22 protein-coding genes, 1 tRNA gene and 1 pseudogene are annotated in these 21643 nt (G+C 53.9%); 16 read left to right on the forward strand and 8 right to left on the reverse strand.

All coding sequences use genetic code 11. The annotated features are described in order from the left end of the window. Nucleotides 1-91: 91 nt before the first annotated feature. Nucleotides 92-1897, reverse strand: a complete 1806-nt coding sequence (locus G549_RS0107300; protein ID WP_027834480.1) for a gamma-glutamyltransferase family protein — start codon at nucleotides 1895-1897, stop codon at nucleotides 92-94. A gap of 231 nt (nucleotides 1898-2128) precedes the next feature. On the opposite strand from G549_RS0107300, the gene G549_RS0107305 reads away from it, so the two are divergent. Beyond that, nucleotides 2129-2815, forward strand: coding sequence for a FadR/GntR family transcriptional regulator (locus G549_RS0107305; RefSeq protein ID WP_027834481.1), 687 nt, complete (start codon nucleotides 2129-2131; stop codon nucleotides 2813-2815). Between the two features lie 349 nt (nucleotides 2816-3164). Here the strand turns inward: G549_RS0107305 and G549_RS0107310 are convergent, their stop codons facing one another. The 3 genes and pseudogenes from G549_RS0107310 to G549_RS0107320 form a co-directional block, all read right to left on the reverse strand. Beyond that, entirely contained in the window at nucleotides 3165-3851 is a 687-nt protein-coding gene (locus tag G549_RS0107310) for a D-lyxose/D-mannose family sugar isomerase (RefSeq protein ID WP_027834482.1), read from the reverse strand. Between the two features lie 83 nt (nucleotides 3852-3934). Beyond that, a pseudogene (locus G549_RS19420) lies at nucleotides 3935-6322 on the reverse strand (1-deoxy-D-xylulose-5-phosphate synthase N-terminal domain-containing protein). 23 nt (nucleotides 6323-6345) lie between these two features. Next, on the reverse strand, nucleotides 6346-7554 hold the full coding sequence (locus G549_RS0107320; protein WP_027834483.1) for a methionine gamma-lyase: 1209 nt from the start codon (nucleotides 7552-7554) through the stop codon (nucleotides 6346-6348). A 304-nt stretch (nucleotides 7555-7858) separates the two neighbouring features. Between G549_RS0107320 and G549_RS0107325 the strand changes: the two genes are divergently transcribed. From G549_RS0107325 to G549_RS21250, 7 genes are all read left to right on the forward strand, one after another. After that, nucleotides 7859-8623: an SDR family NAD(P)-dependent oxidoreductase gene (locus G549_RS0107325; RefSeq protein WP_027834484.1), complete on the forward strand. Its 765-nt coding sequence runs from the start codon at nucleotides 7859-7861 to the stop codon at nucleotides 8621-8623. Between the two features lie 98 nt (nucleotides 8624-8721). Further along, on the forward strand, nucleotides 8722-9129 hold the full coding sequence (locus G549_RS19425) for a MerR family transcriptional regulator (protein WP_051213528.1): 408 nt from the start codon (nucleotides 8722-8724) through the stop codon (nucleotides 9127-9129). A 77-nt stretch (nucleotides 9130-9206) separates the two neighbouring features. Beyond that, a complete protein-coding gene (locus G549_RS0107335; protein WP_027834485.1) occupies nucleotides 9207-9662 on the forward strand; it encodes an Lrp/AsnC family transcriptional regulator in 456 nt (151 codons plus the stop codon). An 8-nt stretch (nucleotides 9663-9670) separates the two neighbouring features. Then, a complete protein-coding gene (locus tag G549_RS0107340; protein WP_027834486.1) occupies nucleotides 9671-10450 on the forward strand; it encodes a helix-turn-helix transcriptional regulator in 780 nt (259 codons plus the stop codon). A gap of 16 nt (nucleotides 10451-10466) precedes the next feature. After that, nucleotides 10467-10925, forward strand: coding sequence for a VOC family protein (locus G549_RS0107345; RefSeq protein WP_246778356.1), 459 nt, complete (start codon nucleotides 10467-10469; stop codon nucleotides 10923-10925). 4 nt (nucleotides 10926-10929) lie between these two features. Beyond that, nucleotides 10930-11247 carry a DUF1801 domain-containing protein gene (locus G549_RS0107350; RefSeq protein WP_036221681.1) on the forward strand — a complete coding sequence of 106 codons (318 nt, stop codon included), beginning with the start codon at nucleotides 10930-10932 and terminating at the stop codon, nucleotides 11245-11247. Nucleotides 11248-11318: 71 nt separating this feature from the next. Continuing rightward, nucleotides 11319-11933, forward strand: coding sequence for a TetR/AcrR family transcriptional regulator (locus G549_RS21250; RefSeq protein WP_169449621.1), 615 nt, complete (start codon nucleotides 11319-11321; stop codon nucleotides 11931-11933). A gap of 17 nt (nucleotides 11934-11950) precedes the next feature. On the opposite strand, the gene G549_RS21800 is transcribed toward G549_RS21250, so the two are convergent. Beyond that, the gene (locus tag G549_RS21800) at nucleotides 11951-12205 is read right to left on the reverse strand and encodes a hypothetical protein (RefSeq protein WP_156905509.1); all 255 of its coding nucleotides are present in this window, start codon (nucleotides 12203-12205) and stop codon (nucleotides 11951-11953) included. A 236-nt stretch (nucleotides 12206-12441) separates the two neighbouring features. On the opposite strand from G549_RS21800, the gene G549_RS0107365 reads away from it, so the two are divergent. Both G549_RS0107365 and G549_RS0107370 read left to right on the forward strand, forming a co-directional pair. Next, nucleotides 12442-12642, forward strand: coding sequence for a heavy-metal-associated domain-containing protein (locus G549_RS0107365; RefSeq protein WP_027834490.1), 201 nt, complete (start codon nucleotides 12442-12444; stop codon nucleotides 12640-12642). Nucleotides 12643-13078: 436 nt separating this feature from the next. Beyond that, on the forward strand, nucleotides 13079-14899 hold the full coding sequence (locus tag G549_RS0107370) for a putative bifunctional diguanylate cyclase/phosphodiesterase (protein WP_169449622.1): 1821 nt from the start codon (nucleotides 13079-13081) through the stop codon (nucleotides 14897-14899). Nucleotides 14900-15173: 274 nt separating this feature from the next. On the opposite strand, the gene G549_RS0107380 is transcribed toward G549_RS0107370, so the two are convergent. Continuing rightward, on the reverse strand, nucleotides 15174-15692 hold the full coding sequence (locus G549_RS0107380) for a Crp/Fnr family transcriptional regulator (RefSeq protein WP_169449623.1): 519 nt from the start codon (nucleotides 15690-15692) through the stop codon (nucleotides 15174-15176). Nucleotides 15693-15774: 82 nt separating this feature from the next. On the opposite strand from G549_RS0107380, the gene G549_RS0107385 reads away from it, so the two are divergent. The 4 genes from G549_RS0107385 (at nucleotide 15775) to G549_RS0107400 (ending at nucleotide 19583) form a co-directional block, all read left to right on the forward strand. Next, nucleotides 15775-16350 (forward strand): hypothetical protein, encoded by a 576-nt coding sequence (locus G549_RS0107385; RefSeq protein WP_169449624.1) that lies wholly within the window; start codon nucleotides 15775-15777, stop codon nucleotides 16348-16350. Between the two features lie 196 nt (nucleotides 16351-16546). Next, complete coding sequence (locus tag G549_RS0107390) at nucleotides 16547-17503, forward strand: NAD(P)-dependent alcohol dehydrogenase (protein WP_027834495.1); 957 nt, start codon at nucleotides 16547-16549, stop codon at nucleotides 17501-17503. A 71-nt stretch (nucleotides 17504-17574) separates the two neighbouring features. Further along, nucleotides 17575-18753, forward strand: coding sequence for an MFS transporter (locus G549_RS0107395; protein ID WP_027834496.1), 1179 nt, complete (start codon nucleotides 17575-17577; stop codon nucleotides 18751-18753). Then, nucleotides 18753-19583, forward strand: coding sequence for a GNAT family N-acetyltransferase (locus G549_RS0107400; protein WP_027834497.1), 831 nt, complete (start codon nucleotides 18753-18755; stop codon nucleotides 19581-19583). The genes G549_RS0107395 and G549_RS0107400 overlap by 1 nt, the downstream gene beginning before the upstream one ends. On the opposite strand, the gene G549_RS0107405 is transcribed toward G549_RS0107400, so the two are convergent. Further along, entirely contained in the window at nucleotides 19580-20203 is a 624-nt protein-coding gene (locus G549_RS0107405; protein WP_343251106.1) for a YdeI/OmpD-associated family protein, read from the reverse strand. The genes G549_RS0107400 and G549_RS0107405 overlap by 4 nt on opposite strands. 158 nt (nucleotides 20204-20361) lie before the next feature. Further along, nucleotides 20362-20438: transfer RNA gene (locus G549_RS0107410), tRNA-Ile, on the reverse strand. A gap of 274 nt (nucleotides 20439-20712) precedes the next feature. Between G549_RS0107410 and G549_RS0107415 the strand changes: the two genes are divergently transcribed. Beyond that, entirely contained in the window at nucleotides 20713-21045 is a 333-nt protein-coding gene (locus G549_RS0107415) for an ArsR/SmtB family transcription factor (RefSeq protein WP_027834499.1), read from the forward strand. 91 nt (nucleotides 21046-21136) lie between these two features. After that, the gene (locus G549_RS19435; RefSeq protein WP_084634081.1) at nucleotides 21137-21577 is read left to right on the forward strand and encodes a c-type cytochrome; all 441 of its coding nucleotides are present in this window, start codon (nucleotides 21137-21139) and stop codon (nucleotides 21575-21577) included. Nucleotides 21578-21643 lie beyond the last annotated feature (66 nt).

Below are 21643 nucleotides of genomic sequence, written 5' to 3' on the forward strand. Positions count from 1 at the left end.
CCTTGATTGGAAGTGTCATCCCACCGACGTGCAAAGCATGGCATTTATCACGGCATATTTCCACCATGAATTCCGCCCTAATCGGCGCCAATTAGCGCCCCACCGCATAGCCTTGCATTTGCCGCGGATTGGCCGCCGCCCGCAAAAAGCCGCCGCTGGTCTGCGCTGCGGTCATCCGGCCAATGGCCCAGTCGCTATCAGCCACCACATTGTGGCCCTTCGCGCGCAGGGCCTCAATAGTTTGCGGGCCAAAACGGGTTTCCACCTCCAAATGCGCGGCATCGATCTCACGCGGATAGAAGCTGGAGGTAATATGGTTGGTGAAAAAGCCCGGTGAATCGATATTTTCCTGCAAGTTCAGGCCGAAATGCACATGGCGCAGGAAAAAATGCAGCGACCATTGGTCCTGCTGGTCCCCGCCCGGGGTGCCAAAGATCAGCTCCGGCTGACCATCCTTCAGCGCCATATTGACCGAAAGCGTTGTCCGCGGCCGCCGCTTCGGCGCCAAGGCACTCGGCGCATTTTCATCAAGCCAATACATTTGCGCCCGGTTGGTCAGGCAAAAGCCCAAGCCCTCCACGACAGGCGAACTTTGCAACCAGCCACCGCTTGGCGTGGCGGTCACCATATTGCCCCAGCGGTCGATAATATCCAGATGGCAGGTATCGCCCTTCACGCTGCCATTCTCGCCCAATTCCTGATGGTCGAATTTGGCCACTGTCGGTTCGCCCATGCTGGTATTGTTGCGGCCCTCTTCGGTCTGGCCCTTGGGGCGATCAATGGTGAACGGCGCTGCATCGCCAATTTGCCCCGCCATCAATTGCAGGGAGGCCATATCGCCAATCAATTGCCGCCGCGCATCATTATAGTCATCGCTCAGCAACACATCCATCGGCACATCCACAAAGTCCGGATCGCCATAATAGGCTTCGCGGTCGGCAAAGGCCAATTTGCTGGCTTCGGTCACCAGATGCACAAATTGCGGGTCGCGTTCATCCAGCGAGTCCAGATCAAAGCCCTTGAGCAGCGCCAATTGCTGCAACAAGGTGGGCCCCTGCGTCCACGGCCCGGCTTTCAACACTTCATAGCCGCCATATTCATAGCTGAGCGGCGCTTCATAACTGGCCTGCCAGTTGGCCATATCATCGGCGGTCAACACGCCCTTGTGTGCACGGCCAGATGTGTCCATCAACTCATTATTGGCAAAGAAATCGCCAATGGCCTCGGCCACAAAACCGCGATACCACGCGTCCCGCGCCTTATCCACTTGCGCCTCACGGCCGCTCACCACTTTCGATTCCTCAATAATCCGCCGATAAGTCGCCGCCAATTGCGGGTTGGTGAATTTGCCGTTCAAGCTTGGCACGTTGCCGTTTGGCAAATAGATGGCGGCGGAGCTTTTCCAATGATCAGTGAACAAATCTTTCACCTTGCCAATCGTGCCCACAATATTGGGCACCAGCGGAATGCCCGCCTCGGCATAATGAATGGCATAGCTCAAAACATCCTCGACGCTCATGGTGCCATAATCGCGCAGCACCATCATCCAGGCGTCAAACGCCCCAGGCACCACCGCGGACAGCAGCCCCGAGCCCGGCATAATATCAAAGCCCTCATTGCGGTAATGGGCGATGGTCGCCCCTTCCGGCGCAACACCCTGCCCGCACACCACCTGTGGCGCCTCGCCTGCCTTGGCGATAATCATCGGCACCTCGCCGCCCGGCCCGTTCAAATGTGGCTCCACAGCCTGCAGCAAAAATCCGGTGGCCACCGCCGCATCAAACGCGTTGCCGCCGCGTTCCAGCACCGCCATGCCAACAGCACTGGCAATCCAGTGCGTGCTGGCCACAACGCCAAAATCACCACGAATTTCTGGTCGGGTTGTAAATGCTTGCATGGCTTGGCCTCCCTATCGCCCTTTCGAGCAGGTATCTTATTGAATTGGTTGCACCAATATTGACTGCAAAGCCCTTCGCGTCAACACACCACAAGCTCGATTTTGAGCCACTGGAGAACTCGGATTGTGAATTAAGCTCATGCAAACATTGCATTTCATTGGATTTACGCTAAAAATCATAAAAACCAATTGAAAGCGGGGAACAATTTGGCACCTTCACCAAAGCCCGACATGCAAGATACTGCCCAAAAGCCAGCGCCAGAGCGCGCTTATGAGGCAGTGATCGCAAAAATTCGCGTCATGATCGAAGAGAAAAATCTCGGCCCGGGAGACACCTTGCCCCCTGAGCGGCAATTGGCTGAAATCTTCAATGTGTCCCGCCATTCATTGCGCGAAGCCATCCGCGTACTGCAGGAAAAAGGTGTGCTCTCTGCTCGTCAAGGCAGCGGCAACTACATCCAATCCGCCACCCGCGGCGATCTGATGCGCACCTTGGCCGTCACCACCAACACAGGGTCTCGGCGCGCCCTTGAAATTTTCCAACTGCGCGAAATCATGGAGCCCCAATTGGCCGCCCTCGCCGCAGAAATGGGCGAAGCCCGACATATCGAAATGCTGGAAGCGATTCTCGATAAACAGGGCCAGACAAGTGATGGGATTGAGCTACGAAAACTCGATCATGAGTTTCACGAAACCCTCGCCGCCGCCACCGGCAATGCCACCCTCTATGAGCTAGCGCAAAACATCAACCGCTCGCTTCTGCCCCCCAAAACCAAAATCTACGACAACCGCGAACGCCAAGTGATTTCACTGGAAGGCCACAAACGCATCGTCGACGCCATCAAAAACAAAGATGTCGAAGGCGCCAAAGCCGAAATGCGCGCCCACATCGCACGGGTGAAATCGACGGTATTTTAATTGGAAACTCGCAGGCGACAGCACTTCACTTGCCAATCGCACCGACGTCATTGCAAGACTTGATCTTGCAATCCATTTGAGGGCAACGGCTCAGCACCTAGTGCTATGATGCGGAAAGCCGACGCACCCCCATCGCCACTTCCCTGCACCCCGGCCAGCGTGAAATGGACCCCAAGATCAAGTCTTGGGGTGACGCGGGGGCCGCAACAAGCCACAACGCCGTCATTCCCGCGAAGGCGGGAATCCAGATTGGATTATCCACTGGCAATTCATCAGCTTTGTGCGTCTTGATTAGCCCCTGACTAGATCCCCGGGCCAAGCCCGAGGATGACGCCGGGCGTGGCGCAAACTACCCCAAATAGCTCTTATAATCACTCACCAGCAAATGCGTGGGCGCTTCATCTTCTTCAATTTCGGCAAACCGCCCAATCGGCTCGCGGAAAATATTGTCGGTCTCATCGTCATTGACGGTGGAGACTTCGCCAATCAGCACATCACCGCCCTCGCCCCAAAAGGCATGCCAGTCGCCCGGCATCAGGGTCACGCTTTCGCCCGGCGCAAATTTCAGCTTCTCGCCCGGTTCAAAAGGCCGTTCAATGCCGTCACACAGCACCACGCCACCGCGATCTTCGGCAAAATTGCCCTCATCGTCGGAGCCAAATAGCTCAATCACCATTGTCGCGCCGCCGCGATTGATGATGTCTTCGGCTTTGATCACATGGGTGTGCATGGGCGAAAGCTGATCCTGCCGCGAGATCAATAGCTTTTCCGCATAACACATGCCGCCACCGCGCTGCAGGTCCGCCAGGCGGCCATTGCGCAGGGTAAAGAGAAACAGGCCCATTTCATCAAAACGACCCGCGCCATAATCAGTAATATCCCAACCGCACCGCGCATCAATCAAGGCCCGCGCCTTTTCGGCATTGGCCTTAAATTCTTCCGGCGTCCAATAAGCAAAGGGCGGCAGCACAAAGCCAAAAGACCGGATCATCTCATCGGCTTCAGCCATAATTTCATTAATGCGGGAACGTTTCATTTTAAACTCTTTGGGACAGACAGGGACAATCGTGAGGCTCTAGTGTTAAAGCCTCACCTTGATTTATCAAGCCCCGAAAGCGCCTAAATGACTTCTCGCAAATGCCGGACCGGACGCCCCTGCACAATATTTTGCGCCACGCTCACAATCGCATCGGCATTGATGCCATAATGAGCGTAAAGATCCGCAATGGTGCCCGTTTGCCCAAAATGCTCCACGCCAAGCGGCACCGTGCGATGGCCAGCGACTGCGCCTAACCAGCCCAAAGTCGCCGGATGCCCGTCTGTCACCGTGATGATCGTGCAATGAGGCGGCAGTTGTGCCAAGAGCCGATCAATGTGGGATTGGGCATCAGTCTGCCCGCGCCGCCGCGCCCGTTGCGCTGCGGTCCACCCCGCATTCAGCCGGTCAGCTGAGGTGCAGGCCAAAACGCCAATATCGCGACGGTCTTCGCCAATGCGGCCAGCAGCCTCGATCACTTCCGGGGCCACCACGCCTTGATAGGCGATCACGATCTCAGCGTTTGGTCCCGGCTCACGCATCCAATAGGCGCCGTCGATCACGCCCTGCTTGAACGCGTCATCCTTGCGCCATTGCGGTTGCTCAATTGGGTTGGTCGACAGGCGCAGATACACCGAACCGCCCGTTTCATCGCGCAACCATGTGCGCTCGTCCGGATCGCCCTCACCATCACGCTGCATATAGTCGAAGGCCCAGTGCATAATGGCCGACAGTTCATCCACATAGGCAGGCTCAAACGCCGCCAGCCCATCTTGGCTCATGCCGATCAATTGCGTGCCGATGGATTGGTGCGCGCCACCTTCCGGGGCCAGCGTCACGCCAGAAGGCGTGCCCACAATCATAAAGCGGCTATCCTGATAACAGGCATAATTCAGCGCATCCAAGCCCCGTGCCACAAATGGATCATAGACCGCACCGATGGGCAGCAAGCGCTCGCCAAACACCGAGTGAGACAGCCCCGCCGCGCCCAGCAGCAAGAACAAATTCATCTCGGCAATGCCCAACTCAATATGCTGACCATCGGGCGAAAACGCCCATTTCTGTGCCGATGGAATTCGCTGATCTTTAAACTCATCGTTGAGCTCGTTGCGGGCAAACAGACCCTTGCGGTTCACCCAGCCAGTCAAATTGGTCGTCACCGTCACATCAGGCGACGTAGTCACAATCCGCTCTGACAAGGTCGGGTTATTCTTGGCAATCTCATCCAAAATCTTGCCAAACCCGGCCTGGCTGGCAATCTCCCGATCGGTCAATTCAACCGCCGCGCCCACCTCAACTGATGGCGCTGAGAAGCGGCGCGTGCCTTTGGCAAAAAACGGCACCTGATCCAAGAACTTCTGAGTCGCCGCCGCGTCTTTCACAAGTGAGAATTTCTCCCACTCTTCGCCGTCGGCCACGCCCATCTGGCGCTTAAATTCATCCATCTGGGTTGTAGTCATCAACCCGCCATGATTGTCCTTATGCCCCGCCAATGGCGTGCTCCAACCCTTAATGGTGTAGGAGATGAACACCGTTGGTCGATCATGATCGATGCTTTCAAAAGCTTCCACCAAGCTCTCCACACACTGGCCGCCCAGATTGTTCATCAGCTCGGCCAATTCTTCGTCGGACTAGCTCTCGATCAGCTTGGTCACATCGCCTTGGTCGCCAATCTCATCCAGCAAACGGGCACGCCACGCTTTCCCGCCCTGATAGGTCAGCGCCGAATAAAGCTGATTCGGGCAGTTATCGATCCATTCTTTCAGCTTGTCGCCGCCGGGCTGTTCAAACGCCGCGCGTTGCTTCACGCCATATTTAAGGCGCACAACCTCCCAGCCGAACGCCTCAAAAATCGGCTCCAGCCGTTTCCACAAACCTTCGCGGATCACCCCATCAAGGCTTTGGCGGTTATAATCGATAATCCACCACACATTGCGCAGATCGTGCTTCCAGCCCTCTTGAAGGCATTCAAAAATATTGCCCTCATCCATTTCAGCATCGCCCACCAACGCCACCATTTTGCCCATTGGCTTTTCGGCGGCCCAGCTTTTGTGCTGAATATAATCCTGGATCATGGAGGCGAAGGCCGTGATGCCGACACCCAACCCAACGGACCCGGTGGAGAAATCCACATCATCAATATCCTTGGTGCGGCTGGGGTAAGATTGCACCCCGCCAAAGCCGCGGAAATTTTTCATCCGGTCCAGCTCTTGATTGCCCATCAAATATTGGATCGCATGAAAAATAGGTGAGGCGTGCGGCTTCACCGCCACCCGATCTTCGGGCTTGAGCACGCTAAAATAGAGTGCGGTCATGATCGACACGATCGAGGCAGACGACGCCTGATGCCCGCCAATCTTGATCTGCTGATCACCTTTCGGGCGGAATTGGTTGGCATGATGCACCATCCAGCACGCCAGCCACAAAATCTGCCCTTCCAGCTCTTTCAGCTGCTCTATTTTCTTGCTCATCGCCCCACTCCCTTTGATCTGGCCTACGCAACCTGCGCTTTTACTGCCGGCAAGGCCTGCTCCAAATCGGCCCAAATGTCCTCAACCTCTTCAAGCCCAACAGACAACCGCACCAAGCCTTCGGAAATGCCATGTTCGGCCCGCTCATCCGGCGTGTAGGTCGAATGGGTCATGGACGCGGGGTGCTGGATCAAGGTTTCCGCATCCCCAAGGCTCACCGCCCGTTGGATCATGTCTAAACGGTTCATGGTGGAAATGCCTGCGTGCAAGCCGCCAATCAGTTCAAACGCAATCATACCACCAAAATCAGCCATTTGTTTTTTCGCCAGCTCATGCTGCTCAAAGCTCGGCAGCCCGGGGAAATAGACTTTGGAAATCATCGGGTGCTGTTCCAACCGCTGGGCGATTTCCATCGCGCTCGCACAATGGCGGTCCATGCGCAATTGCAAGGTTTTCAACCCGCGCATAATAAGCATGGCGTTGAACGGCGCCATCACCGCGCCGGTCATATCTTTCATGCCCACCAGACGAACCTGATCAATATCTTCTTTGCGGCCCGCAATCAGCCCGGCGATCACATCACCATGGCCGCCCAAATATTTGGTGGCCGAATGCAGCACCAAATCCGCACCATGTTCAATCGGGCGGGTCAAATAAGGCGTTGAATAAGTGTTGTCGACGATCACCATGGCATCAAATTCATGGGCAATGGCGCTCACCGCTTCAATATCCACCAGACGCATATTCGGGTTGGCCGGGGTTTCAAAGTAAACCACTTTGGTTTTACCGCTGATCGCTTTGGCCACATTTTGCGGGTCAGTCATATCCACATGGGTGATGTCCACGCCAAACTTTTGCAGCCCGTGGCGCATATAGGCAAAGGTGCAGCCATAAAGCGTCGTGTCGACAATGATCTCATCGCCCGGCGCCACAAAGGTCCAAAGCGCTGAGGTGATCGACCCCATGCCCGACGCATTGGCCAAAGCCGCTTCCGCACCTTCCAGCGCCGCCATGCGCTTTTCCAGCAAATCATTGGTGGGGTTGGAGATGCGCGAATAAACATGCCCCTCACGATCACCAGCAAAAATCTCCCCGCCATGCTCCGCTGTTGGAAAAGCGAAGGTCGAGGTCAAGTGCAGAGGAGGTGTCAGCGCACCGCCCTCGTCTTGCGGGTCATAGGCATGGTGAATGGCTTTGGTTGCAAAACCTTGGTTTTTATTATTGTGGGTCATGTCGCGCACCTCCAATTTCTGTGGCGGACCAAACGGTCCTCTCTTACCCACAAGAATAAAAGAAATGGCGCGCAATGTTCTGGCAAACTTGACCCTTAAATGGCATATTTCAGCAATATTCTGCCAATATTATCCTACATATGAAGGACTAAACCCTTAAACCCTCTCGAACAAGCCACAAGCTGTCGGACATAAGATTCCCGAACCAAAGGCAAAAAGCCCTTGACCCTGACACTAGTGTCAATCCGCTAAACCCGTCTTCAGTCGCCGCAAGGCACCACAATTGAAGATAGGAAAATCGCGCATGACACAGAAAAATATTTGGGAAAATAAAGTCGCCATCGTTACGGGCGGCAGCTCCGGCATTGGGCGTGCCACCGCCTTGGCATTGGTCACACAAGGTGCCAACGTTTTGATCACCGGGCGCAGTGCAGAAAAATTGGCGACCGTCACAGCCGCCCATCCTAAAGTGCACCATCTGCAAGCAGACAGCGCAGATCCGGCCAACTGTGCAAGCATCATTAAAGAGGCCTTGGGCAAATGGGGCCGACTTGACTTGATCGTCAACAATGCGGGCGCGGGTCAGCCCATGCCGGTCGAAGCCTATGATGCGGAAACAATCACCAATATGTGCATCACGAATATCACGTCACCATCCTTGATGATCAAAGAAGGCCGCGCTGCCCTGCGCGAAACCAAAGGCGCTGTGGTGAATATCGGCACTGCCGTGTCGCAAAACGCGGCGCCGGGCCTAGCTCATTATGCAGCCACCAAAACTGCATTGGAAAGCCTCACCAAATCTTGGGCCATTGAAATGGCGGGCGATGGCATTCGCGTAAACATGGTGGCGCCCGGCCCTGTGAAGTCTGGCGCACTGACAGGCATGATGGGCCTACCCGAAAACATGGCAGAAAAAATTGAAAGGCAGGAAGCAGCGCAAGTGCCACTTGGACGACGCGGCACGCCAGACGATATTGCGCCGTGGATTTTAAAGCTGGGGTCCTCCGACAATGAATGGCTAACCGGACAGACCCTAACCGTAGATGGCGGATGGGCATCTAGAAGCTAGACACCCAGCCATATCGGGCGGCTCCCCCCAACGCCGCCCGATCCCTTGACTTTTGACCAAGCGCAACCAACATTTATGGCCAACAGGGAGCCCCCAAAATGCAAGCAAAAGAAGCGGCCGAACGGCTCGGCATCACCCAGCGCATGCTGCGCCACTATGAGAATGTCGGCTTGATGCAGGTACAACGTTCCGAAAAAGGATATCGCCAATATAACGAAGCCGACTTGCGCCGCGCGGGTCGTATTCGAGATTTCATCGCAACGGGCTTTTCCACCCGTGAAATTCGCGCCATGAGCGCATGCCTGTCTGACGAAGGGTCAGGCCCCTGCGAAGGCAGTATCGCACAACTGGCAACCAAGCTCGAACATATTGACCGCATGCAAGCAGATCTCAATATGCGCCGAGACGCCATCCTAGATCGGTTGGCCGTGCTGCAAGCTGCGCTTCCTTCTAAGGAAGCAAAACGCAAAATTGCGCAGCTAAACCTCGAAACAGAAAGCGCGTAAGTCCTCAAGATAGGCAATAGTCAAAACTGCCATCAAATGCTAACATCAAGCAATTATCTGCTAACTGGCGCACCTTGATGGACAAAACTGATCAAAAAATCATCCGCGAGCTACAACGCGACGGTCGACTGACCAATCAGGAACTGGCCGATCGGGTCAATCTTTCCCCTTCGCCCTGCCTGCGCCGTCTGCGCAATTTGGAGCAGCAAGGCATCATCCGCGGCTATAGCGCCATCGTCGATCAAAAACGCTATGGCCTGCCCGTCACCGTATTCGTCCGCATCAAATTGCAGCACCACACTGAGCAAGGCGTTGGCGAATTCGAAAACGCCATCAAAAATATCGATGAGATTTTGGAAGCCCATTTGATGACCGGCGATTGGGATTATCTCTTACGCGTGATCGTCGCCAGCCTCGAAGACTACGAACGCTTCACCCGCCAATCCATCCACCGCATTCCCGGCGTGGCCGGCATTGAAACCAGCTTTGCCTACGGCGAAGTAAAACGCACCAATCTGTTTCCGGCGATCTAGGCGCCCCCATGCATTTGCCGCTTGGTTATACGGAACAATTGGTCACGCCCAAATCGCGACGACACACCGCCGCCCATTGGTCGTTCATTGCTGATCATGTGGGCACGTCCATTGTTCTGCCCGACGGGTGTTGCGATGTTATTCTGCGGTTCACGGTAGATGAACATCACGCCCCCGCCAGCATCTCCCCTATTATTACCGGGCCCGCCACATCGCCCTTCAGCATTGACTATGCACCGGGGGATGGGTGGGCAGGCTTGCGGATCTATCCGGCAAATGCGCGCACCTTATGGGGCGATCAATTGTCCAACGCGCAAGATCAGATCTTGACCGGCGATGATGCCGTCAGCCAGTTGCCCAACCTTGCCGCGTTGATCAACACAATCACGCCGCAAACCAACATTCATGACGCGCTATTGGCGCTGCCGCCGCTGCAAAATATCGACAATGATCGGCATTTGGTGCACCAGCTCATTGACCTCATTCATATAAGTGGCGGCCAAATCAGCATCAATCAGCTGGCAACAAGCACCAGCCACTCCACCCGACATATTCTGCGCACCTTTCGCAACATGGTTGGCCTTTCCGTCAAGCTATATGCCCGGATCATCCAATTTCACCGGGCGCTTAACCTGTTGCAAAACGCTAACCTGTCAAACGCGGATGTGGCATTTGAATGCGGCTATGCCGACCAAGCCCACATGATCCGCGCCTTCAAAAAATTCGGCGGGTTTTCGCCCAGCCGCATCCCGTCAAATCTATCCTTGCCCGGCCTGCCCGTCATTTGATGACATGGGCCAGTTCATGTCCGATTTGTTCAATCCGAACGAGGTGCTGTGCGCTAATTTCGACCTATCGAACAAGGACGAAATCATGAAGTTTGGCTACACCATCATCTATGTCGAAAATGTGCTCGAAACCGTCGCTTTCTATGAAAAAGCCTTTGGCCTGCCGCGGCGTTTCATTCACGAAAGCAATCTTTATGCAGAAATGGAAACCGGCGACACAGCCCTCACCTTTGCGGGCGAGGAAGCGGCGGAGATGTCGAACCTCGCCATCACGCCAAACCGGAAAGACAAACTCAGCGCCGGTTGGGAAATCTGCCTGGTTTGCGAAGATGTGCACAAAGCCTATGCCCACGCGGTTGAAAATGGCGCTTTGCCGCTCTCCCCGCCGGAGGAAAAGCCTTGGAACCAGACTGTATCCTACGTGAAGGATCTGAATGGCTGCCTTGTCGAAATCGCATCACCTGTCAGAAAGTAAGATCATGACCCCAGAAATCGAAAATGAAATCACCAACAAGGTGAACGAGTTGATTTTGGCGCTTTGTCCCGATGCGGGCTTCACCAGCAAATATGGCGGCACACTTATCGAAACGATTGCGGGCGATCCCAAAAGCGCGATAGGCGGCCTCTTCTGTTATGAAAAGCATGCCTCTTTTGAGTTCTCCAACGGCGCGACGTTTGATGATCCCAACCATCACCTGGAAGGGAAAGGTAAATATCGCCGTCATCTCAAATTAGTCACGGCAAAAGACATCGACGAAAAACAGCTTGAGTTCTATTTGCGGCAAGCGCTCTGCTGAAACAAACATCTGGACCATGAGCGCCCGGCAAGCTATGTTTTGGCCTCAATATGTCACGGCTTTTATCCACGATGCCCTCAAATACTGATCGCCGAATTCCCCAGCAAGAACGCAGCCGCAAGAAGGTGGAGCGGATCTTGGCAACCGCACGGCAATTGATTGGCGAACACGGCAATGACGCGGTCAGCATGCGCGAGATTGCCGCCAAGGCCGAATTGCCGATCAGCACCATCTATCAGTATTTTCCCGACAAAAGCGCACTGCTGCAGCACATCATGCAACAATATTTGGACCTGACGCGGGATCAGCTACGCCAGCATTTTGACGATGTTGGCACAATCGAACAGTTTTTGGAGCAGATCGGCACCGCGGTGGATGATTTTTTCACCTTATTTGGCCAAGAGCCTGCCCTCAGCGTGCTGTGGGCCGCCATGCAGGCAGACCCCAAATTATGCACGTTGGACGCCGAAACCAGCCAATCCAACGCTGTGTATTTAACCGACATTTTACACAAATTGGCGCCGCAAACAGATAAAGCCACCACGAAAATTGCCCTTTGGCAATTGCTGCACAATGCCAGCACCAGCGCCCAATTGGCGCTGCACATGCCCAAGGATCAACGCCGCCTGCTCGCCGAAGAGCTTAAATTCACTTTGCGCCTGCGCGTTCAGGCATTGCTGACCTAGCGGCTGCGCATGGGCGACTATCGGCCGTGCTGCAACCTCAGCAATCTCAAATGGATTTTGGACAAGGATTTGAACATCGCCGCATAAATCGGCTCGCGCGTTGGCGTGCAGCAGGTGGCGTAAAGTATGCCCAGCTTTGAGCCAACCTTTTCAATTTGCGCGATAAAATCGGCAGCATCGTCAGGTGCCATTGTCGCTTGCGCCAGCTGCGTCGCGCCCAATTGCTCAACCTCTTCAATCAAGCCAACCATCTTTTCGCTTCGTTTGCTCATGCAACATGTCTTTTGCAACTCAATCAATTCCGCCTTACAAACCAGAATCTGTTCCTGAATCAATTGTTTCTGCTTGTCCGAACTGCTCATATCCATGCCTTTTTTATCAATGCGGGATCGCACTGATGCGGCTTGCAGTTGCTGTAAGGTCAAGAGCCAAAAATCAAAAATGAACCCTTGACCTTCCAGCAAATGGAAGAGTTATTGAGCAGTAACAACCATGAAAGGACGAACAAATGGCAAAATTTAATGTACCCGACATGACCTGCGGACATTGCGAAGCCACAGTGTCAAAAGCCATCAAGGAAATTGATGGTTCGGCTGACGTGAAGGCAGATTTGAGCGCCAACAAAATCGACGTCACCTCAACCGCCGACAATGCAGCAATCCTCGCCGCACTGGACGCCGCAGGCTACCCCTCAACTGTTGCATCATAACCAATTGGCTGGGCGCACCACCTGCGCCCAATCGCCCACCGCCAAAGGCAGCTAATCGCGCGCGGCGAGTTACCAATGCGCAAGCAGGGGAAGACAAGAGCTTCACTCGGCGGCTGAGAAATGGTGGACACGATCCAATCTGTTCGCATGGTTTCTGGCCCATGACAGCGGCTGGTCGGTCGGCGTCTGCCATCACCTCGACAAACCGAGGGAAAATATTTGGCAACCTGTCTTTCTGGACGGAGCTATTTAACGTACCGGTAACTACGCCGATTGATTTGCACAATCTTTTACCCAAATTTCAGATGATCACCTCACTCTGCTTTATAAGCAATCGAGGGAGGTACATGAGCATGGATATGTCTGTATTCTTATCGTCAGTGGTTAGTTGGCAATCGTTCTGGCAGCAGCCAGATATGATTTTCTTGCCTTGCGCATGTTAACGCTCGCGGACCGACATACGTCTCAGATCGAGCGCCTGACGCAAGAGCTGGAGCTGGCGAAAGACGAAAATGCAGTGATGGAAATGATCGCGCGCCATGCGAGCGATGGACTCCTCATTCAGGATATCTACGCCCGCATCGAATGGTCGAACCCGGCCTATTCGCGCGTCACGGGATACAGTGCCGAAGAACTGCGGGGACGCAAGCCCCAAGAGCTTCTCCTTCCGCCCGAAAACGCGATGTCTGCGGAAAGCATTGCGGCGTTCAAATACGACATCGCTTCTGGCATTCTCGACTCTGTGGAAATCGTACGCAATGTGCGCAAAAACGGCGAATATTTCTGGAACCAATTGAGCTTTGCCGTCGTCGAATATGACGGCTCCCGCGATCCGAAAATTATTGTCATTTCACGCGATGTCACGGAGCAGATCGAACGTGAGGAAAGTCTCAAGCGCGCCAAGGAGGAATCTCAGTTCAGGGCTGAACACGATGTGCTCACTGGACTTCCAAACAGAATGAAACTCAATAGTTTCCTGTCTGATGCCTTGCGTGAGGCAAGCGCCGAAAGCGGTGAGGTCGGTATTCTGCATGTCGACCTAGATCACTTTAAAGAAGTGAACGACATGCTCGGGCACGCTGCTGGTGACGCCGTTCTCGTGCACGCCGCCAATGTAATGAAAACCCACACCCGCAGCAACGATCTGGTTTCTCGGTTTGGTGGCGATGAGTTTATTATAGTTTGTCCGGGCGTTTCGGGTTTTCCCGTTCTTGAAAGAGTGGCCAAGCGGATTATCACCGATTTGAGGCAGCCAATCCCCTGGGACGACAAAAATATTGTCCTCGGTTCGAGTATCGGCATTGCTTTGTCCAACGAAAGCTCACGCGAAAAGGAAGAACTGATTAAGCAGTCCGATGCCGCGCTTTATGAAGTGAAAAACAACGGACGAAACGACTTGCTCTCATATACAAATGAAATTGGGGAAATCGTGTCGCGCCGCACCGAACTTTCCGCTTCATTGTCTGAGGCTATTGCTAACAATCAGCTTGGGATTGTGTTGCAGCCGCAATTCGACCTTTCCACCAGAACAGTAACCGGTTTTGAAGCGCTCATACGGTGGCATCACCCGCAAAGGGGTTTGCTTGCAGCAGCTGAATTCATTGATGTGGCGGGGAAAAACGGCCGCCTGGTAGACGTCGATGCAATCGCCAGAAAAGGCGCACTCGATGCGTTGTGTACCTTGCGTGACGCCGGTTTCCCGCATTTACGCATGTCGATGAACGTCTCTGCACAAATGCTAAATCGGCCGGATTATGTTGACGAACTGAAGTGGGAGGTTGAGCAGCGCGGCCTGAACCCTAAAAACCTCGCCATCGAGGTACTCGAAACGATCCTGATTGAAAACAACGATAATGCAACGACACGGTCAATAAGCGCGCTGTCTGAGGCCGGATTTGCCGTGGAGCTAGACGACTTTGGCACCGGCTATTCAGGGCTTGCCAACCTCGCACGACTGAAAATCCACGGTGTCAAGATTGACCGCGCGCTGGTGCAGGACTGCCCCCAAGATCAGACCGCACAAGTAATTTTGAAAGCCGTTGTCAATCTATGCAAGGATCTTGACTTAAATGTCATCGCTGAAGGCGTTGAGTATCTTGAACAGGCGGAATTCCTGCGACAGATAGGTGGTTCGGTAATCCAGGGCTACGGCGTTGCCCGGCCCATGTCGCTGGAAAACGCAGTCCGGTGGTTGAGGAATACCAACATGAACACCGTGCTGACCGCATCAAACTATATCAGTTCTTCTGTCAGCTGAAGGATTTTCCCGGCCAATATTCCCAATCCCTCGCGGCTAAAGGAAATGCCTCGGTGCGTGAGCGCTTCAGCGCAATTGCGTTTCGGATCCGACAATAGTGAAGATCCACTTCATGCTGCTCGGCAGCATTATTGATCATCGTTGTGAATGCCCACGTCCCGCCGCCCCTTTCGGTAGTTTGCGGGAAGCTTTTATCTGGTCGCTTCGTCCGCATTTCTGACGGCCCCTGTGAGCCCATTTTACGTAAAACGATGCAATGCAGCGAAGGTCGGCTTTAGCCTCGCCTCCGTGCAAGCTCGCGGTACAACGCTGGTGGCGACACACCGATCTGTTCCGCTACGCTTATCCATTCACCCTTGGGCGGTTCATCATGAAGTTCCAGCCATGCATCCAATCGGTCGGCAACCCGACGTCGGCGCAGGATTTCAATCCGCGCCCGCTGTGCCTGAACTTCTTTTGCGTAGGTCTCTATCAAGCTCAGGGCGGCATCGGGGCGGCGCTGAATACCATCCAGAAAAGCTGGTCGGGGTAGGCTGGCAACTTCGGCGTCAGAGCGCACAACAGCATCACAATGATAGGTCTCAGCAAACAAAGACGCCTCGGCCAGTGCCATGTTGGCGGTCGCCGTATGCAGCGTGAGCGGCACACCATCAGCCATGGGACGTTCTAGCGCGACAGCTCCAGATCGGACCAGATACATGGATTGAACGCGGTCCCCCTGACGGAACACCGCTGCACCTTTTGCCAATTTGCGAGAAAACGCGCCATTAAATAATTCGAGCCACTTAGACATGATAGAAATCATACACCCAATGATGCGCGTCGAATAGTCTTTGAATATAGCTTTGAAAGGACGAGCAAAAATGCGCACCAAGATGTTTCTGATAACAATGGTTTGGGTTGGCAGTGCCGTATTCGCAAACGCGCAAACCAACCATTCCGGTCATAGTGACGATGTAGATCATTCAACCCATGGGCAGAGTTCGGCGATGAACGAGGCCATCCTCCGAGAACCCGGCCAAGGCGCTTTTGCAGCCCTGTCAGAAGTCGTGCGCGTGTTAGAAGCCGATCCTGAAACGGACTGGTCCAAAGTTGATCTGACTGGCCTCCGCATGCATTTGGTGGATATGGACCGGTTGATCTCGGACGGGGTGGTTGAGGAAACCAATCTACCGAATGGCATAAGCGCCTTCGTCACTGGCGACGCGGAAACCATCGCTTCGCTTCGGCGCATGGTGCCCGCCCATGCTGTGCAACTCGCTAGCGATGATCGCTGGACGGTTGCGGCATCAGAAACTGAAGATGGTGTCGAATTGCGTGTGACCGGCGACAACCCTTCGGTTATCGCACGTATCAAGGGACTTGGATTTTTCGGATTGATGGCGAGCCAAGACCATCACCGTGAACATCATTTAGCAATGGCGCTTGGTGAGGAAGCGCACGGCCACTGAGTGGCACCAGAGGAGGTCACCGACCAGAAATAAGCAATGTTCAAAGCCGACGCTCAAACCAGAAGCTTGAATGTCGGAAGAGCCCACAAAGCCGCCATTTCCACGCCCCTCCCTAACCATCAAACCTCATACCTTGCAAAAACTGATCATTGCTCATATATAACCTGAACAATGATCAGTTTTGTTTAGGTAAATCATGCACGCTATCCTCTCCACGCACTATGGCAATGAAACATCGCTTCAAATCGGCCAAATTGATGCGCCAAATATCGGGCCTGACCAGCTATTGGTGAAGGTCAGTGCAGCGGGTCTCAATCCAGTAGATTGGAAGACCTTGCGTGGAGATGCCCGCGCGTTCAGCGGTTGGTGGCGACCGCCGCACATATTGGGGGCAGATTTTGCAGGCACGGTGCAGCAGGTGGGCGCCAACGTGTCCGATTATCAGCCCGGCGACAAAGTGTTTGGCATGGTGCCCGCCTTCAAGGGCGGTGCGTTTGCCGAGTTGATGGCAGTGTCGCCGGACAATATCGCCTCCATGCCGCAAAATCTGAGCTTTGTTGAAGCGTCGAGCGTGCCGCTGGTCGCCCTCACTGCCCATCAATTTCTATTTCAAAAGACTAAAATCCACCCCCAACATCATGTGCTGATCAATGGCTGTTGTGGTGGATTGGGGCATATGGCGGTCTTGCTGGCCAAAGCCTGCGGCGCAAGCGTCACCGGCGTGTGCAGCACCCGCAACATCGCCCTCGCAAAGCAATTGGGTTGCGATTTTGTGATTGATTATACCCAAGCAGATCCGATCAAGGGCGATATTCAATATGACGGCATATTGGACACGGCCTCCACCATGACCTTCGCCAATGCCCGCAAGGCACTTCGCCCCGACGGTGTCTTCTCCACGGCGCTGCCCTCGCCGCAAAACCTTCTTATGGCCCCTTTGCTAAACAGATTTCGCAAGCAAAAAGAACATGCCCTTTGGGTGCGGCCCGATCCCGCCGCACTGGCCCACATCAGTACTCTCCTGGCGCAGCACAACATCCACCCGCACATCGAAAAGGCCTATCCGTTCAGCGAAATTGCTAAAGCCATTCGCCATTGCAAAACCGGAAAAGTCAGCGGCAAACTCGTCCTTGACTTCACAGCCACGCCATAAAGATACCATTTACAGACCAATGATTATCCTGCTAGAAGGAAAGGGCCTATCCCTCTAGCACCAGTATATCCATGTCTTTTATTTCGCTTTCGCCAGCGCGCAGATCTGCTGCGCCGCTTTTTCTCTATCTGTTTTTGATGGCCACAATCGGCGTGTTGTCCTTCCCCATTCGCGCGCTTTTTGTGACGCAAGTGCTGGGCGGTTCAACCTTTGAAAATGGCCTCTCATTTGCCCTGCCCTCCATCATTGCCCTATTTGTGCTGCCGCTCATCGGTGACTTTTCAGATCGCATGAACGAACGGCGCATCATCATCACGCTTGGCGCAGTTGTGCTCAGCATCAGCTATGCGCTCACCTCGCTGGCCACCACCGCTTGGTTCGTGCTGATTTTGGTGTGCATCGCCATGCCCTTTATGTCAGCGGCAAATGCCCAATTCTTTGCGTGGGCGCAAGAGCGGGAGCATCAACGCTTTGGCGATAAGGCAACTGAAAGCGGCGAGCTGCGCATTGGTTTCATCGCCGGCTGGGTTGTGGGGCCCGCTATCGCTGGCGTGCTGCTGACCTATGGCCTCACCTATCGGAACATCTTTCAGTTGCAAGCGGTGGGCTATTTGATCATGGGCGCCGCCATCTGGATGTTTGCCCGCGTTGTCACCAACAAGCCGAAAGAAAAAAGCGAAAGCTTTAGCTGGTTGCGCTGGCGCGCCGTACCACGCAACTTGTTGTTCATCGCCCTGTTTGTTGCGCTTGTTTTATCGGGCGACATTGTGCGGCTGGCCAATCTCGCCCTGTTCATTGATGCAAATATTTCAAGCGATCCGGTGGATCTCACCATCGCCTTCGCAGCCACTCCCATTGTTGAAGTGCCCGCGACAGCTTTTTGCATCTACTTGGCCAAACGGCGCACCAGAAAATTTGTCCTTGGCATCGGTTTCGTCGCCGCCATGTTGCACTTCGGCCTGTTCCCTTTTGTGCAAACATTGGAGCAGGTGATTGCCCTGCAAGCCCTCTACGCTCTCATCCCGGCCTCAGCGCTGGGCGTCGGCATCAGCTACGCGCAAAGATGCGCGCCCGATCGCATGGGGTTCGCCACGTCAGTGGTGTTTTCGGGTCAATCCGCAGCAATCCTACTCGGCGGCTCTATCGCCACGATTGGCGGATTGTTTTTGTCCATTGAAATGACATATTTTGTGCCACTATTTCTTATCCTGCTCTCGGGCCTCATTTGGTGGAAATTGGAGGAACTTTAATGTCCATTGAAATCAGAAATGCGCAAAATATCGATCGGCAAGCCCTGCACGCGGCCATGCTTGACGCCTTTTCTGATTATGACATTCCGCTGCAACCCACGCTGGATCAATTCAACGCCATGCTGGCCCAGCGCCAGTTTGAACCCGAGCTGTCCTCCATTGCTGTGGAGGGGGATGAGGTGCTGGCCGTTTGGTTTATCGGCACCCACGATCACCGCGCTCATCTGATTGCCAGCGGCACCCGCATTGCCCATCGCGGCAAGGGTTTGGCCAAGCAACTCGCAGCCCGCTCAGAAGCTGAAATCATCAAGGCCGGCTTCAAGCTCATCCAGTTTGAATGCCTCACCAGCAACCAGCGCGCCCTCAGCCTTTATCAAAAACAGGGGCACGAGATAAATCGCGAATTTGATTGCTTTTCCCTAGAGATAGGCGATTGGGCGGACTCAGATTGTGAAGTCAAAAAGGTGGATTGGGCGACCATCGCCCCGCACACAACTACGCTTCGTGATGTGATGCCCTCTTGGCAAAATGAGGATTTTGCCGTTGAAGCCGCGCCGGAAGCGGTGTGCCTCGCGGCATATGGCAATGAGAAACTGGTCGCCTATCTGGCCGTGGCGCCAAGCGGTGCGATTTATCAATTGGCAGTTGCCCAAAACCATCGCCACAACCATATCGGGCAATCATTGTTGCGCCATGCCGCGCAAGCAATAGAAAAGCCTAAACTCGCCTTTATTAATATCGACAAGACTGACCACGAAACCATCGGCTTTCTCACCCATTTGGGCGCGCAAAAAACCGTCAGCCAATATGAGTTGATCAAGCGTTTTTAGCGCTCCATGGCGCCCTTGCCTGCAATAATATGATCACGGAATTTCGTGATCCGGTTGATCCGGGTTTCTGACTTTTTCGCCCCATGTAAATTGATCGCATAGCTGCGCTGGCGCCCCGGCGTCAGGTTGTGAAAGGCTTCGGCGAGCTCCGGATCGCTATCCAATGCGTCAATCATCTCTTCGGGCAAGTCAATCTCGCGCTCCACCTTGGGCGGCTTAATGCCCTTTTCGGCGGCGTCCATCAATTCCTTGATATAGGCGCGAATGATTGGCTCCAACCGCTCCACATCCGCATTGTCGCTGATCTTAATGATACTGGCATGTTGGGTGTTGGGCCCGTTCAACTCCAAAATGCCTTCGGGGTCCTTGAGCAGCGCGGCGTTGAAAAAGGAGAAACGGATTTCATTGCGCAAGGCACCAATCAGGGCAATATTGCGCCCCGCATGTGTGTAGCACGGGTGCGCCCACTTCACCTCTTCCTCCAGCCCCATTTCATTGCAAATGCGCCGCAACTGATTCAGGCCATCGATCCAGGTGCGCGTCACACAATCCGGCGTGCCAAACTTGTCGCACCGACCGCAGCCCTTGGTGAAATAGTCCTCGACATCCGTGATCATCATGGCAACCTCCCGCACGCAAAACCCATCGAAGATCCAAACATATAATAGCCAAATTGCATTGACCAGCGTCGCCAAACTTTTGGAATGGCGATTGTGCGCGCCGCCCCACCGGAGCCTGAGCGCAGCAAACTGGCGTGACATCAAAGGAGAAAGAAAAATGGTGGGCCCGGTAGGACTCGAACCTACGACCAGACCGTTATGAGCGGTCGGCTCTAACCAACTGAGCTACAGGCCCAACCCGAAAACGCTCATAGCAAGCGCCATAAACAATTGGAAGACTTTTCTGCAACGATCACAGTATTTCTAAGAATGCGTTTTAGGGAATTCCCTATAATTAGCCGATTACGAGTTGATCATATAGGTAAGTACGCATATCGTTAATCTTAGATTGATGCACGATTCCATATTTGGGGAATATTCGGGATAGCGGTTGCTGTCATAGCTTATCCTGCGCAACAATCAAGCACGTACTTAAAAAAATAAGAGCAATAAGCTCAATTGAGGGAACAATGACGTTACAAGCGGTCAATTTGGAGGGAAACGCCTCCCAAAAATCTGAATCCAGTTTGGACACCGATCAAACTTCCATCTTTCTTAAGGCCATCGCCCATGAGGGGCGTCTTTCTATATTGTGTCGTTTGGCGGAGGGCGAGGCCTCTGTCTCAGACCTGGAAGCGCTGCTCAACGCGCGCCAAGCCGCAGTGTCGCAGCAATTGGCGCGACTTCGGCAAGAGGGGCTCGTCAACACACGACGGCAGGGAAAAGCGATCTATTACTCGCTGGACAAGAGTTCGGTGCGATCAAATATCGAAGGACTGTTTCGGACCTTTTGCGTCGATTAGACGTTATCCTCCATGTGACAACCTACCCGGTTGCTTTCAGTGATTGTAGTGACCTACAGTCTACATATCTTAAATCGCGGAGGATTATGAGATGAAAAAACTTACCCTTGCCCTCGCTGCTCTCATGGCGTTCAGCGCGCCAGCATTTGCCGAGGGCGATGTTGAATCAGGCGAAAAAGTCTTCAAGAAATGCAAAGCCTGTCACATGGTGGGCGAAGGCGCTAAGAGCCGCGTCGGCCCCGCGCTGAACGATATTTTTGGCATGGTCGCGGGCACACAGGATTTTAAATATTCTAAAGCCTTGGTCGCTAAAGGCGAAGAAGGCTTGGTCTGGACTGAAGAGACCGTTGGCGAATATTTGGAAAAGCCACGCGCCTATATTAAAGGCACAAAAATGTCGTTTGCCGGGCTTAAAAAAGAAGAAGACCGCGAAGATGTAATTGCATATCTGATGCAGTTTTCACCGGACTATGACCCTGAGGCGATGCAGGAAGGTGCTGACGAGGAAGCTGAAGAAGCCGAGTCACAATAGCACCCTATTGATGCCGCAAAAGCGTCGCAAATCCTTGGCAGGATCAGCGCCATCGATCCAATCGGA

Source organism: Maritalea myrionectae DSM 19524 (genome assembly GCF_000423365.1).
Lineage (GTDB): Bacteria > Pseudomonadota > Alphaproteobacteria > Rhizobiales > Devosiaceae > Maritalea > Maritalea myrionectae.